This window comes from Psychrobacter sp. AOP7-B1-25 (assembly GCF_052376195.1).
Lineage (GTDB): Bacteria > Pseudomonadota > Gammaproteobacteria > Pseudomonadales > Moraxellaceae > Psychrobacter.
Window position 1 is genome coordinate 131,597 of sequence record NZ_JBQSVK010000002.1, and the last position, 15,110, is coordinate 146,706.

At 41.7% G+C, this 15,110-nt stretch carries 10 protein-coding genes; 3 read left to right on the forward strand and 7 right to left on the reverse strand.

What is annotated here, in order from left to right; all coding sequences use genetic code 11:
* Positions 1 to 38 precede the first annotated feature (38 nt).
* The 5 genes from ACT3QR_RS03200 to sdhC all read right to left on the reverse strand — a co-directional run bounded on the left by ACT3QR_RS03200 (position 39) and on the right by sdhC (position 7,780).
* Positions 39 to 2,918: a 2-oxoglutarate dehydrogenase E1 component gene (locus ACT3QR_RS03200; protein WP_444519955.1), complete on the reverse strand. Its 2,880-nt coding sequence runs from the start codon at positions 2,916 to 2,918 to the stop codon at positions 39 to 41.
* A gap of 930 nt (positions 2,919 to 3,848) precedes the next feature.
* Entirely contained in the window at positions 3,849 to 4,559 is a 711-nt protein-coding gene (locus tag ACT3QR_RS03205) for a succinate dehydrogenase iron-sulfur subunit (RefSeq protein ID WP_444519956.1), read from the reverse strand.
* A 224-nt stretch (positions 4,560 to 4,783) separates the two neighbouring features.
* Positions 4,784 to 6,634, reverse strand: a complete 1,851-nt coding sequence (gene sdhA, locus ACT3QR_RS03210; RefSeq protein ID WP_444519957.1) for a succinate dehydrogenase flavoprotein subunit — start codon at positions 6,632 to 6,634, stop codon at positions 4,784 to 4,786.
* A gap of 352 nt (positions 6,635 to 6,986) precedes the next feature.
* Positions 6,987 to 7,391, reverse strand: a complete 405-nt coding sequence (gene sdhD, locus ACT3QR_RS03215; RefSeq protein ID WP_444520101.1) for a succinate dehydrogenase, hydrophobic membrane anchor protein — start codon at positions 7,389 to 7,391, stop codon at positions 6,987 to 6,989.
* A 2-nt stretch (positions 7,392 to 7,393) separates the two neighbouring features.
* Positions 7,394 to 7,780, reverse strand: a complete 387-nt coding sequence (gene sdhC, locus ACT3QR_RS03220) for a succinate dehydrogenase, cytochrome b556 subunit (RefSeq protein WP_444519958.1) — start codon at positions 7,778 to 7,780, stop codon at positions 7,394 to 7,396.
* Positions 7,781 to 8,798: 1,018 nt separating this feature from the next.
* Between sdhC and gltA the strand changes: the two genes are divergently transcribed.
* Positions 8,799 to 10,079: a citrate synthase gene (gene gltA / locus ACT3QR_RS03225; RefSeq protein WP_444519959.1), complete on the forward strand. Its 1,281-nt coding sequence runs from the start codon at positions 8,799 to 8,801 to the stop codon at positions 10,077 to 10,079.
* A 130-nt stretch (positions 10,080 to 10,209) separates the two neighbouring features.
* On the opposite strand, the gene ACT3QR_RS03230 is transcribed toward gltA, so the two are convergent.
* The gene (locus ACT3QR_RS03230) at positions 10,210 to 11,151 is read right to left on the reverse strand and encodes a hypothetical protein (protein ID WP_444519960.1); all 942 of its coding nucleotides are present in this window, start codon (positions 11,149 to 11,151) and stop codon (positions 10,210 to 10,212) included.
* Positions 11,152 to 11,342: 191 nt separating this feature from the next.
* Complete coding sequence (locus ACT3QR_RS03235) at positions 11,343 to 11,876, reverse strand: type IV secretion protein Rhs (protein ID WP_444519961.1); 534 nt, start codon at positions 11,874 to 11,876, stop codon at positions 11,343 to 11,345.
* A 422-nt stretch (positions 11,877 to 12,298) separates the two neighbouring features.
* Between ACT3QR_RS03235 and ACT3QR_RS03240 the strand changes: the two genes are divergently transcribed.
* Entirely contained in the window at positions 12,299 to 13,588 is a 1,290-nt protein-coding gene (locus ACT3QR_RS03240) for a replication-associated recombination protein A (RefSeq protein WP_444519962.1), read from the forward strand.
* 324 nt (positions 13,589 to 13,912) lie between these two features.
* Positions 13,913 to 15,025 carry a bifunctional 3,4-dihydroxy-2-butanone-4-phosphate synthase/GTP cyclohydrolase II gene (ribBA, locus tag ACT3QR_RS03245; RefSeq protein WP_444519963.1) on the forward strand — a complete coding sequence of 371 codons (1,113 nt, stop codon included), beginning with the start codon at positions 13,913 to 13,915 and terminating at the stop codon, positions 15,023 to 15,025.
* Positions 15,026 to 15,110 lie beyond the last annotated feature (85 nt).

Here is a 15,110-nt window from a genome sequence, read left to right on the forward strand (position 1 = left end):
TTCATTTATCTTCTATAAAATTTTGATTAAACAAAGTATTACTGAGCTAGTTCATCAACACTTATGCCAAGACCACCAGCAATGAGTGCTTGCTGTTGTTGAGCGTGCAGTTTTGGTGATCCTGTTGCAGGTGCCGCACTAGGTGGACGTGCAACTGGCTCCATGACTTTTGCTTTAGTTGGATGCGGTACAACAATACGGAACATATGCGGTGCCAAGTAATACCAAGCACCTTGGTTCAATGGCTCTTCTTGCGTCCATACGATTTCCGTTAGATTACTGTATTTCTCGATTTCAGCGATTAAGCGCTTCTCTGGCAATGGATACAATTGCTCAATACGAACAATAGCCACATGCTCAAGACCTAATGCACGGCGCTGCTCAAGCAAGTCGTAATAAACCTTGCCACCACATACCACCATACGAGTTATTTTATCGACGTTGTGATCGTCCATCTCTGAAATTACGGTTTCAAACTTACCATTGGCAAGCTCTTCCAGGTTTGAAGTTGCTAATTTATGACGTAACAAGCTCTTCGGTGACATAACGATCAATGGCTTACGAATAGGACGTATCGCCTGACGACGTAAGGCATGATAGATTTGCGCTGGAGTCGTTGGCGTGATCACCTGCATATTGTCTTCAGCACATAGCTGTAAGAAGCGCTCTAGACGTGCAGAAGAATGCTCAGGGCCTTGTCCTTCGAAACCATGCGGTAACAACATAGTCAGACCACAAACACGTTGCCATTTGGTCTCACCGCTTGAGATAAACTGGTCGATAACAACCTGAGCACCGTTAACGAAATCACCAAACTGTGCTTCCCAAACGATCAATGCATTCGGTACTGTGGTTGCATAGCCATATTCAAAGGCTAGCACTGCCTCTTCTGATAGTAGTGAATTATAAGTCGCAAAGCGTGCTTGTTTTTCACTCATGTGAGCCAACGGCACATACATACTGCCATCGTTTACGTTGTAGATTTCACTATGACGATGCGAGAAAGTACCACGGCCAACATCTTCACCAGTAATACGTACTAATACGTCGTCGTTATCAACTAGTGACGCGTAAGCCAATGTCTCAGCTGCACCCCAGTTAAGCGGTTCTTCACCAGTCTGCATAGCCAAACGCTGGTCTACTACTTTTTGAACCTGACGTTGTAGCTTATAGCCTTCTGGCATTTCAGCCATGCGGCGCCCATAACCTTTGAGCTTCTCGATATCAACACTGGTATCCCACTCATCAACCAAGTCATGACCTAGATAAGGTTTCCAGTCTACAAACAGCTGCTCGTTAGGCTCTTTAACCAGTGAGCTAACGACATAATCACCACGGTCTAACGACTCACGATAATCATCTTCGTATTGTTTTTCTTCTTCCGAGTTCAGGATACCTTCTGCAATAAGTTTCTTTGCATAAAGGGTGCGGGTGGTAGGAAGTTTTTTGATAATTGCATACATCAATGGCTGAGTTGCAGAAGGCTCATCGGCTTCGTTATGACCATTACGACGATAACAGAACAAGTCAATAATGATGTCTTTATCAAATTTATGACGATAGTCTAATGCTAACTGAGCAGCGAATACCACTGCTTCAGGATCATCACCGTTCACATGTAGGATAGGAGCATGAACCATCTTAGCAACGTCAGTACAGTATTCAGTTGAACGAACATCTTCTTGACGGCTAGTCGTAAAGCCAACTTGGTTATTGATCACGACATGTACAGTACCGCCAGTGGTGTAAGCACGGGTTTGCGACATCTGAAAGGTTTCTTGAACCACGCCTTGACCAGCAAAAGCTGCATCACCATGGATAACGATAGGAAGTACTGAGTTGCCACCAGTATTATCTAATGAAGGCTGATCATTGCGGCGTACTTGGCGAGCACGTACTGAACCTTGTAGTACTGGCGCGACAATCTCAAGGTGCGATGGGTTAAATGCTAGAGCCAAATGCGCTTCACCACCTGGTGTCATTACATTAGATGAGAAACCATTGTGGTATTTGACATCACCTGAGCCTTTTTCTGGCTGTACTTTACCATCAAATTCATCAAATAAATCTGCAGGGTTTTTACCCAAAATATTAACCAGTAGGTTCAAGCGTCCACGGTGCGCCATACCAATAACCATCTCTTTTGTGCCATAACCGCCAGCACGTTGGATGATTTCATTGATAGCAGGAATGAAACTTTCACCACCTTCCAAACCAAAGCGCTTAACGCCCGTGTATTTACGAGCAAGGTATTTCTCTAAACCTTCAGCAGCGGTTAAACGCTCAAGAATAGATAGACGCTTTTCTTTATCAAATTTGATATAACCTAGATTGGTCTCTAAGTATTCTTCCATCCAGCGCTTTTCTGTGCTGGTGGTAACATGCATGTATTCGACACCAATGTGACCGCAGTAAACACGCTCCATGATCTCAATAATTTCACGTAACGTTGCTTCATCTTTACCGATAACTAAATCATTGGTTGGGAATACAGTATCGAGATCAGCTTCTGACAAGTTATGATAAGCAAGCGTTAAATCTTCTACCTCTGCACGTGGATGCAGATCTAAAGGATCAAGCTTAGCACGGCGATGACCGCGACGACGGTATGCTGAGATTAACTGCTGCACACCCATCTGCTTAGGATCGCAATCGACGGAACCGCTATTGGTGTTGTTATCAGTACCACTACTCTTATTTGCCGTTTGATTACGAGCAAGTAGCAAGAATTGATCTTTGATAGCATTATGCTGGGCATCGTTTTGAGACTTGTACTGTTCAAAGTACGTTTGCCAGTCAGTATCGACACTATCAGGGTCTGTGAGGTATTGCTCGTAGAGAGCTTCTATATAGATGGCGTTATCTGCAGCCAGTTCGGTATGTGCTTGGTCGGATTTTTCTTTGGTTATACTATTCATAATAATCGTCTATTTGATAGATAAATGAATGGAATCGTGCTTATTATTGTGTCAGTCGTTGTATGCTCAGGCAGTTAGACAATGTGTCATATCCTGTTAAATACTATTCGATAAAACACTTCTATCCTTAAGTATTGCCATCACTATAAAATATTACTGTCATTGTCTATAAGAACAAGTGATGCTAAATAGTGGCAGCAAGTCTTATTGCAATACCCGTCTAGAAATAAAATTATTTGTGAACGCTCAGTTTTCTCATCTGGCTCGTTTCACAACATTAATTTATATATACTTCTTTGAGCCATAACCAACATATCTGCTAATGTTAAGCTATTAACAGATAATTCTATTTTCAGCTAACTTACAAATTGGCTATTATTGCTAAACTGCTTTATAAGTCTTGATATTGGCTGATAAATCTAGCTTTTTCAGACAGACATACATTGCTGTATAGACTATCATGCCCATTTTTTACGACATAGTTTGTTTGTTCAATACTAAGTATTTATGTAATGAATATCTACCATCAATTATAAACGTATAATCATTCTACGCATAGTATTTTAGCCTGATAATGCCATGATATGCTTGAACAACAGCTATCAATAGCTAAAAAAGGTGCTTCAATCGTAACATTAAATAAATAATATCATTGTACCAAAATTCGACTATGTCTATATTTGATTATATAGGTTGATTGTTTATATATTATGTCCTCTTACATACGACCAACGTATTGACCATACAGTTTTACCCTTAGATTACTTATCACCTGTCTTTTAACTTGTCATATTCGTAAATTTTCTTACTTAAAAATTGCGATGGCGACAGTAGCGAGTTTATATATTAACTTTTTAGCTAACAAAAAACACCACCTAATGAATAGGTGGTGTTTTACGTATGATAACTATAAAAAGCAATTAACTCCGTTTAACCAGCCTGATCAATCAACATGCTACGTAGATGACCAATAGCTTTGGTTGGGTTCAAGCCTTTTGGACAAACTGATACACAGTTCATGATACCGCGGCAACGGAACAAGCTAAACGGATCGTCTAAGCGAGCCAAACGCGCTTGAGTATCACTATCACGGCTATCAGCGACGAAACGATAAGCATGTAGCAATGCTGATGGGCCTAAGAACTTGTCAGGATTCCACCAGAAAGATGGGCAGCTGGTTGAACAGCACGCACATAGAATACATTCGTATAGACCGTTCAGCTTTTCACGCTGTTCAGGTGACTGTAAACGCTCAGTCGGCGGTGCTGGCTGATCATTAATTAAGTACGGGTGTACTTTCTCATATTGCTCATAGAACTGGTTCATATCAACAACCAAGTCACGAACTACTGGCAAACCAGGTAACGGACGAACCGTTACTTTTTCTGGTAGCGTGTTCATGTTGATTAGACATGCTAGACCATTCTTACCATTGATATTCATGCCGTCAGAACCACAAATACCTTCACGGCAAGAGCGACGGAAAGTAAGCGTTTCATCTTCTTTCTTTAGGCGTAATAATACGTCAAGCAACATACGATCTGATTCAAGTAGCTCAATCGTATAAGTTTGCATACGCGGCGCTGCGTCCACATCAGGATCGTAGCGATAGATTTCGATGGTGCGAGTACCTCGGCTCATAATGCTAAACTCCACACGTAGGTGATGGCGGGCATACAAAGATTGCAACATGTCTGCGCTAATTATTAATCAGTATTGATAACTAATATCGGATACTGATTAATAGCGTACTAGCGCTGGCATAAGCATGTAGCTGGCGGTCACCTTTTTAATAAAATTAATAAGGGATAAAACGTTAACACTGCTGCTATATATCGGTTATACACAAAGTGCGTGGTCTAAAATTAGTAGACGCGAACTTTTGGCTCAATATAATCAACAGTTAATGGCACTTTACGTACTGGCTTATAAATAATGCGATTGCCTTCAGAGTACCATAAAGTATGCTTCATCCAATCATGGTCATTACGGCCGTTAGGTGCGTAATCATCATCTTCTGGACGATCATAGTCAGATACACTGTGCGCACCGCGACTTTCGTGACGGGTAGCAGCCGATATCATTGTTGCTTTTGCTACTTCGTACAAGTTAGCAACTTCGAATGCTTCAATACGTGCTGTGTTAAACACTTGAGACTTATCACCAAGATGGATTTTTTCGATCTTCTCACCTAGCGCTAAAATCTTCTCAACGCCTTCGTCCATCATCGCCTGTGTACGGAATACACTGGCGTGTTTTTGCATAGTAGCACGAATCTCATCAGCCACGTCTTGCGCATTGTAGCCTTCAGTAGACTGTTGCAACTTGTCTAAACGCTGCACTGTAAAGTCAAGTACGCGAGGATCAAGTGGCTTGTAGTTATGGTCTGCATGATGGAACTCATCAACGATGTGCTTACCAGCTGCACGACCAAATACTAGTAGATCAAGTAGAGAGTTTGTACCTAGACGGTTAGCGCCATGTACACTTACACAAGCACATTCACCGATTGCATAAAGACCTTTAACAACATTGCCTTTAGCATATAGGCCGTCTTCATCAGTACCCGACTCTAAATCCGGTACAATGACTTGACCATGAATAGTCGTTGGAATACCACCCATCATGTAGTGAATAGTTGGGATTACTGGAATTGGTTCTTTAGTGATATCAACGTTGGCGAAGTTTTTACCAATCTCGAATACTGACGGTAGACGCTTCATAATGGTTTCAACGCCTAGATGCGTCATATCCATTACGATATGGTCAGCGTTAGGACCACAGCCTCGACCTTCTTTGATTTCTTGGTCCATTGAACGTGATACTAGATCACGTGGTGCCAAATCTTTCACAGTTGGCGCATAACGTTCCATGAACGCTTCACCATCTTTGTTACGCAAGATAGCGCCTTCACCGCGACAACCTTCAGTCAATAGTACACCTGCACCATGAACACCCGTTGGGTGGAACTGCCAGAATTCCATGTCTTGTAATGGAATACCAGCACGTACTGCCATGCCAATACCATCGCCGGTATTAATATAAGCATTGGTAGAAGCGGCAAAGATACGACCAGCACCACCTGTTGCTAAAACAGTGATTGGTGACTGGAATACAGCAATAGTACCAGTCTCTTGCTCAAGCGCCACGACACCGTTAATGTTACCAGCTTCGTCTTTGATCAAATCAAGCGCGATCCACTCGATAAAGAACTCAGTGCCCTGCTCTAGGTTTTTCTGATATAACGTATGTAGTAACGCATGACCTGTACGGTCAGCTGCGGCACAAGCACGTTGTACTGCTTTTTCGCCATAGTTAGACGTGTGACCACCGAATGGACGCTGATAAATCGTACCGTCTTCGTTACGGTCAAACGGCATACCCATGTGCTCAAGCTCATACACAACTTTCGGCGCTTCACGGCACATATATTCGATAGCGTCTTGGTCACCTAACCAATCTGATCCTTTGACGGTATCATAAAAGTGAAAATGCCAGTTGTCATTACTCATGTTACCCAAACTTGCACCAATACCGCCCTGTGCAGCAACAGTGTGCGAACGCGTTGGGAATACTTTGGTCAGAACTGCAACCTTCATGCCCGCTTCCGCTAAATGCAATGAAGCACGCATACCTGAGCCGCCGCCACCAACGATAACTGCATCGTAGTTTAGGGTCTTGATATTACTAATGGTATTATCTTGTCTAGTTGCCATTATGGTTTTCCTAATGCCTGTTAATGCTTAGAATTAAATAAAAAAGGTGTATAAAGCATCATTTTATTGCAAGGCTAAATGTCATATTTATTCAGCCATTAAATGCAATGATCTAACATGATGACGCAAACAACCTTTTGCCACTTAATTTGCATATCTATCGTTATATTAGGCCAGTTTCATTTACTTTCAAATTGATTAGCTGTCTTTAAATGACCGCTTAAGTCAGAAACTGCCCAATGCTATGACTATTCTTGGCTATCAACGAATGACTTTAAAATACTTTGCAACTAATGTACCCGTTGAATGCATTCGTCGTTATATATAGATATCAGAGCTTTTTATGAGATGGTTAAACGGCAGCGATACCGAAGCCGTTACCCCAAAAAATCATGATGCCCCAAAATAGAAATACTAAAATAGCGATAATCATCAAAGTCTGTAATATCAGACGTAATTTTGGCGCACTTTCGCCCATCTTGCCAGACGTAATATAGTCAGTGAAAACTGTCCACATACCAACCCAAGCATGGCCTGCTAGTGCAAGTACTGCAACTAAGCTGAATAGACGCATCGGTAGGCTAGTCATAAATGAAGACCATTCAAGATAGGTAACATCGCCATGGGTCAAAAAGAAGCCCAGCAATACCACACTATAGACGGCTAAAACGACGGCACTAATACGTTGGACAATCCAATCACGTGAGCCTGAACCTGTCAGACCAGTAGCACTTTTGATTCCTGAATCATTTTTTATCATTAGAACATCACCCATATAAATGACGCGACAACTAAAATCGCTGCAATCACAAAACTAACCACAGACGCAGTGCGGCCAGATTTCAGCTCTTCATTCATGCCCATATCAGCAAATAAATGTTTGATACCCATCACAAAATGATATGCGATAGCGGCAACAAATATCCATGCCAAAAAGCGCACAAGTACGTTGTCAAATACGGTCGCAAAACTTTCAGGCGATGCCAATGAGTTCTGTAGTAGCCATAACATGACAGGAATCAATAAAAATAAAATAATGCCAGAGATACGATGCAAGATAGAGGCGATCGCGATCGGTGAGCGATTAACGCTAATCACTTGGCTTATAGGCAGATCAATAGGTCGGTTGCTTTTCACAGCGGGCATCCTTTTGCGGTTATACTCCTGTATCTGCTATCAACGCCTGACATAAATAGTGTCAATTAAGCATTGAGCAACACACGAGACGAATAAAGTAAGGAAGAGCTAGCTGACTTCGTTTAGTTTGCGCTAAACATGAAGAAAGGATCATGTATACAAAGGTATTGATAGACTGTTCAATGTCGCTTGTCGAATTGACAGGCCTATCAAACAACCTATCTATTATACAACAAAGAGAATAAACATGAGTAACATCGACTAACCAGTCTATTTTAGAGGTCGTATGAATAACAAGACAACGTTACTATGTCTTCTATATCAGAACAAACCTTGTGTTAAGCACGTCAAATACTGTACCAAACAGATGAAAAAGATTGGTTAAGAAGTAAATTCAAACCATAGAATGCGGTTTGGTCTATCGTAACACCAGACAATCATAAAATAAGCATAAATAGAAGACGCTCTGAGCGACACTATATCATGGTCATTTATTAATTTGCGCAAAGCCAGTGCCAGTTAATTCCTACAATTATAAAATGCCTGAGCAATAATTACAAATTTATCCATTCAGTAAGAATATATACATATTTAATCAATAAATGAATGAGTAAAGATAACACTGGTTTCAATAGTTATTATTATGACAAACTCTAATCCGTTTACTAGGTATGGTCTGCCAGTTTTTGGTGTCATTATTTATGACTTTTGTCCTTAAAATATATTCAAAAATCTAAAATATCAGCTTAAAAATACTGCTATAAACTTTGTCAATAAGAGAGGAAATTTAAGTAAAATAACCCGATAGACATATTTTGATACAAAAATTACAGCGAACAACCACCGCCACACCACGCCAATTGGACACGTTGTCTATAAAAGTTTTTTCAAATCATTAAGAATTGCTGCTAATATACCCTGCGTACTAAATGAGTTGAATGCACTTTTACCATTCAATCGACAATGACGCGAGGGTATGCGTCTGTAGTAATTTATTCTAACAAGTCAAATCAATGGAGAGCAATTTATGGCTGATACTAATGCCAAACTAACCGTCAATGGTGAAGAATACGGACTTCCTATTATTAAAGGTACTTTAGGCCGCCCAGTTATCGACATTGCTGCTTTACAAGACTCAGGATTTTGGTCTTATGATCCTGGTTTTAAGGTAACTGCTCCTGTTGAATCAAAAATTACTTATATTGATGGTGGCAAAGGTGAGTTGTTACACCGCGGCTACCCTATCGATGAGCTAGCAAACAACGCTGAATACCTAGAAGTCGCTTATGCACTTCTACATGGTGACCTACCTACTGCTGAGCAAAAAGCAGACTTTTTTGAAAAAATCCGCAAGCATACTGCTGTTCATGACCAACTACGTAAGTTCTTTGAAGGCTTTCGCCGTGACGCGCATCCAATGGCTATTATGGTTGGTGTCGTGGGTGCCTTATCAGCGTTCTATCATGAAGACCTAGACGTGAGCAATGAAGAACATCGTGAAATCACCGCTATTCGCCTGATTGCTAAGATGCCTACGCTTGCTGCGATGAGTTATAAATACTCACAAGGCGAACCGTTCATGTATCCGCGTAACGACTTCAACTACGCAGAAAACTTCTTATACATGATGTTTGCAACGCCTGCTGACGTAGACTATGAGAAAAATGACGTTATCACTCGCGCAATGGACAAAATCTTTACATTGCACGCTGACCATGAGCAAAACGCTTCTACATCAACGGTACGTTTAGCTGGTTCTACTGGTGCAAACCCTTATGCATGTATCGCTGCTGGTATCGCAGCCCTTTGGGGACCATCACATGGCGGCGCGAACGAAGCTGTTCTTGAGATGTTAGACGAAATCGGTACCGTTGAGAACGTGCCTGAGTTCATGGAAAAAGTGAAGAGCCGTGAGGTGAAGCTAATGGGCTTTGGTCACCGTGTTTATAAAAACTTCGATCCACGCGCTCAAGTAATGAAAGAGACTTGTGATGAAGTCCTAGAAGCACTAGGTATCAACGATCCTAAGCTTGAATTGGCAATGGCACTAGAAAAAATCGCTCTAGAAGATCCGTTCTTCATCGAGCGTAACCTATATCCAAACGTTGATTTTTACTCTGGTATCATCTTGAAAGCCATTGGTATCCCAACATCAATGTTTACCGTAATCTTTGCATTGGCTCGTACTTCAGGTTGGATCAGCCATTGGTTAGAGATGCATAGTGCTCCGTTCAAAATCGGTCGCCCACGTCAGTTATACACTGGCGAAACACGTCGCGATTTTGTGAAAGTTGAAGATCGCAAGTAAGCAAAAATAATTTTTATCTAAAAAAATCCCGCCATCGTGCGGGATTTTTTATTCTCTTAATTCTCTTTATTCAATACTGACTACTTTATAAAAAGTGAGTAAATAAATCAGTTCGTAAAAATACCGTCAGTTACTGAAACTCTTCTAACGTCTGCTCATATTTGGCAATCTGTTCATCATATCCTTCGATGGTTTCATTGAATTTGGACATCAGCGCTTCAAACTCTTGTTGCTGCTTCTGCTTCATTTGCTGCATATCAATTACCTGCTGGGCTTCTATTTGCTCCCATACCTGATGCTGAATGATTAGACGAGCCAGCGCTGGACTTTTTGCACTTACTCTGCCAGCAATCTCTGCGTGCTCAAATAGCTGCGGAACCAATGTCGCCATATTGATTAACGTATCAGAATCCTCTGCGCTAAGCGGTGTTGTCACCGGTTGATACAAAGCATCCATCGTCTGCTGATAGCGTTCTATGATTTGCGCTTCGGTCAACATAACAGGTTTACGCGGTTCAAGACTGATGCGTTTTAATACCGTTAAATCACGCTCACCGACTTCAGTGCTGGTATTAGCATTAACCTCTGCATCTACATTCGTATTATTGTCTGTCGTTTCATCTGCTGGATTACCCGATAACGCTCCCGCTTCAGAACTGCTAGCAGCAGTACTTGCGATAGGCGAAGTGTCATCGGCTGACATTTTGTTGTTAACATCTGTACTTTGACTGTTATCATCAGGAGTATTCGATAATAAAAGCTCTTCACTATCTGACGCGTCTGCCGCTTGCAATGATTCATACTCTGCTTGCAAACGTCTCTGTAAGCTCTGCGCTTGTGTGACATATATTGGCTGAAACTGTTCTATACGTGCAGCAGCTGAGTCGCTTTTTGGCATGGGCTTAGTGTCTTCTACGCTTGTTTGTTCACTGGTTTGACTGTCATCAGGTACAGGCGGTGTCTCAGACTGCTGACAGCCTGTCAAAAACAATACTCCTGACAGTGCGGCTACAAGCAGCGTCGGTGGATAGCGAGTATCGACGTTAGGCTTTACTGATAAAAATTTAAACATGAGAGTGCATATCCTTTGGTAAAGCAAATTATTAAAGGGTAGATTACAATGGCGGTTTATTATTCTTTGATTTTTAGCGTCACAGTTAGCTGTTAAATCGTCCAACATATTTATTTAACTGACCTATATTTTAATCGTTTTATATTGCGGTTATGGTTTATCACAGCAGACACTATGCTCAACTTGGATAATCAAGTGACTGATGGATTATCCGTATTTGTCGCCTTAACAATAGGCTGTACTATCAAAAATGGGATACAAGCCTCCCACTCTTGGCAATTCTGTTCACGTTGACGACGTAAAAAATAGTCTTGTACCATGCGTGCCTGTTGTTCAATACCGTATTTAAAAAATGACTTACCTGTTTCTAACACGTAGTCATATTTTCGATTAATAAGAGCACCGCGCACAACTTTTAAGCCTTGCTGCAACTGCCATACGTGCGTTAACTCATGTATAATCCAGCTTTGTTTGCTCAGTGGGGTTTTACTAAAATCGACAGTCCAATCGACTGAATTAAAGTAAATATTTCCATTGGGGCTGACTGCATAATGTTTTAACACCCACCACGCTGTCTTTAACTGTACTTCATCGAGTTTGATATTGTTACCAAATACCGATTTTGCCAATGCTATCTCGCCAACTGTTAAATAGCGGGTCTGTTGCTTCCCTATATCACTACGTAGATAACGATTAAATAAGCGTTTAAAAGTTGGTTCAAACATCGTTAATGTAATACCTCATATCTGATAGGCTATTTCTAACCGTTAATAGTTACGATTGGCTAACTTTCCAAATCAGTACGATAGAGCCATTAATATAGGTAAATGATGAAAACTAAAGTATTCAGGACACAAGCTATACGCTTAGTTAGCTTTCATTAACATATTTTTGCGCTAGCCTAGCGTGTATGATTTATAACAAGTACCATGCTTATAAATTAGCCTACTTCTACTATTGATGTCTAATATTCATTGCTATCGTTAAACTGCTGCGAAAATCATGCCAAATACATATGAGTATCGAAGTTCAATGAAAATGACAAAGGTAGCGTAGTAGGATGTTATCTGGATTTAGCGATAAAAGCCTTGCCATTGCTACCATCATAGCCAGTAGATAGCTTTTTCATTTTTCGATAGAGAGTCTTATGCCACCTAACTTCCATGCCGATACCCCACTTGCTCAGCGTATGCGCCCTACTTCTCTTACTGATATTATTGGTCAAGAGCACTTGTTAGCAGCTGGCGCACCGCTAAGGCGTTTGGTAGAGCAAGGGCATTTACCATCTATCATTCTTCATGGTGAAGCAGGTATTGGCAAAACAACCATTGCGATGCTATTAGCCGATGCGGTCAATCGACCTTTTCATGCGCTTTCTGCATTAAATACTGGCGTTAAACAGCTGCGTGAAGTCCTAGATAATAAGGACTCATTAGCATTTGAGTCACCTGTGGTTTTCATTGATGAGATTCATCGCTTCAATAAAGCACAGCAGGATGCACTATTAGGTGCCGTAGAATCTGGCGATATTACTTTGATTGGCGCCACCACGGAGAACCCATCATTTAGCGTCAACAATGCTCTGCTGTCACGTTGCCAAGTATATCGTTTAGAGCCGTTAACACCTGAGCAGATAGGCACTGTGCTGCAACGAGCGCTCTCAGAAGACAATATACTCAATAAATTAACCGTCGATTTACAAGCAAAAGATACCATCAGTCAATTGGCTCATGGTGATGCACGAAAAGCGCTGAACTTATTAGAGTTAGCGATTCAAACGGCTGACGCCAAGCAGTCGCCAGTGATTATTGATGATGAATTGGTTAGCCGAGTGGCACAGACTGCTTTGGTAAGATATGACAAAAACGGTGAGCAACATTACGATATCGTCTCAGCGATGATAAAGTCAGTCCGTGGTTCAGACCCTGATGCAGCATTGTATTGGATGGCGCGTATGCTCGTAGGCGGTGAGCCTGCTGATTTTATTGCGCGGCGTTTAGTTATTTTGGCCAGTGAAGATATCGGTAACGCCAACCCTAATGCCTTGCTCTTAGCTGACGCAGCATTACGGAGCGTGCAATCCATCGGTATGCCAGAAGCGCGTATAATTTTAGGACAAGTTGTAGTATATCTAGCGACCAGCGCCAAAAGTAATAGCACTTACAAAGCGATCAATGCAGCAATGGCGTTGGCCGAAAAAGACGCTTCACCTGTACCGTTACATCTGCGCAATGGCGTGACCAAATTGATGCGTAGTCAAGGCTACGGTCAGGGTTATGCTTATCCGCACGATTATCCTAACCATTACTATCCTCAAAGCTACTTGCCAGATAATTTGGTTGGTACCAGCTTCTATGAGTTTGCAGATAATCAGCGCGAGCAGCACAGTAAACAATTTATACAGTGGCTAAAGAGCCAAGCAGCCAGTAATGATTAACTGTGATATAGATCAATAAAAAAGATAGCACATAGATTTGTGGTCAGTTTTAATGTTCATTGATAATATTTATGACTATTTTTGACAGACTGAACGATATAGTGGGAAGATGGCGCAGCACGTTGCGCTGAAAAGCGTTAAAATGACCTCATAATGAACTATACAAGCAATAAAGTGAGTCACTTTTATATCAACTGTTATTGCTTATGGCGCGCTTTGCTTGACCGTAACAGCGCTTTGTATTATCTACTGCTACAATAAGCAGATAGAACCCTAGATTCCGAATTACGCCTATTTATAAATAATAAAACATTGAGATTTACTATGAGTTTAAATGCAATTCCTGAGATTATCGAAGACATTCGTGCTGGAAAAATGGTCATCTTGATGGATGATGAAGACCGCGAAAACGAAGGCGATATCATCATGGCAGCGACGCATGTGCGCCCTGATGATATTAACTTTATGATTACTCATGCACGCGGCTTGGTTTGTTTGACCTTATCACAAGCGCGTTGTCAGCAATTGGCACTGCCGCTAATGTCAGATCGTAACGAAGCAAAGTTTAGTACCAACTTTACTGTCTCTATCGAAGCAGCTGAAGGCGTTACCACGGGTATTTCTGCGGCTGATCGCGCACGTACTATTCAAGCGGCAGTATCTTCGTCCGCAAAGCCTGAAGACATTGTCCAGCCTGGACATATTTTTCCAATCATGGCACAAAATGGTGGCGTTCTACACCGTGCAGGCCACACAGAAGCAGGTTGCGACTTAGCACGTTTGGCAGGTTTAGAGCCTGCAGCAGTGATTGTAGAAATTATTAATGCAGATGGCACCATGGCACGCCGTGACGATCTTGAAGTATTTGCAAAAGAGCATGATATCAAAATAGGTACGATTGCTGACCTTATCAACTACCGTATTGCAAACGAACAAACGGTAGAAGAAGTCGAGTCACGTCCTTTTGAAACCGAACATGGCACTTTTACACTACATCGCTTCCGTGAGTTTGGTGCGGAAGAAACACATTTAGCCTTGGTAAAAGGTGATGTGAGCGAAGGCGTCAGTACCGTACGTGTACACGGCTTCCATCCATTGCGCGACTTATTTGCCGCTAAAAATGATATGACTGGTCGTAGTGGCTGGAGTGTGCAATCAGCACTAGAAGAAATTAGTGCCTCAGATCGCGGTGTATTGGTATGGATTGGTAGCAACCAGCCTGTTGATTTGGGAGATGCTTTGGATAAAGCCACGGACAATGAATCGCAATCAACCATCACGCAACAGCCATATCGTAGCGTGGGTGTGGGTGCACAAATCTTACGCCATTTAGGTGTCCGTGATATGCGCTTGCTATCATCACCAATGAAGTTTTTTGCATTGTCAGGTTTTGATCTAAACGTGGTTGATTTTGTTCATGCACCGCAGCAAGACTAAAAACTGCTGACGAAACTAGCTGAATAATGAGTTTTAAAAAAGGCACGCTAACATCATATTAGCGTGCCTTTCTTTGTTTTCGACT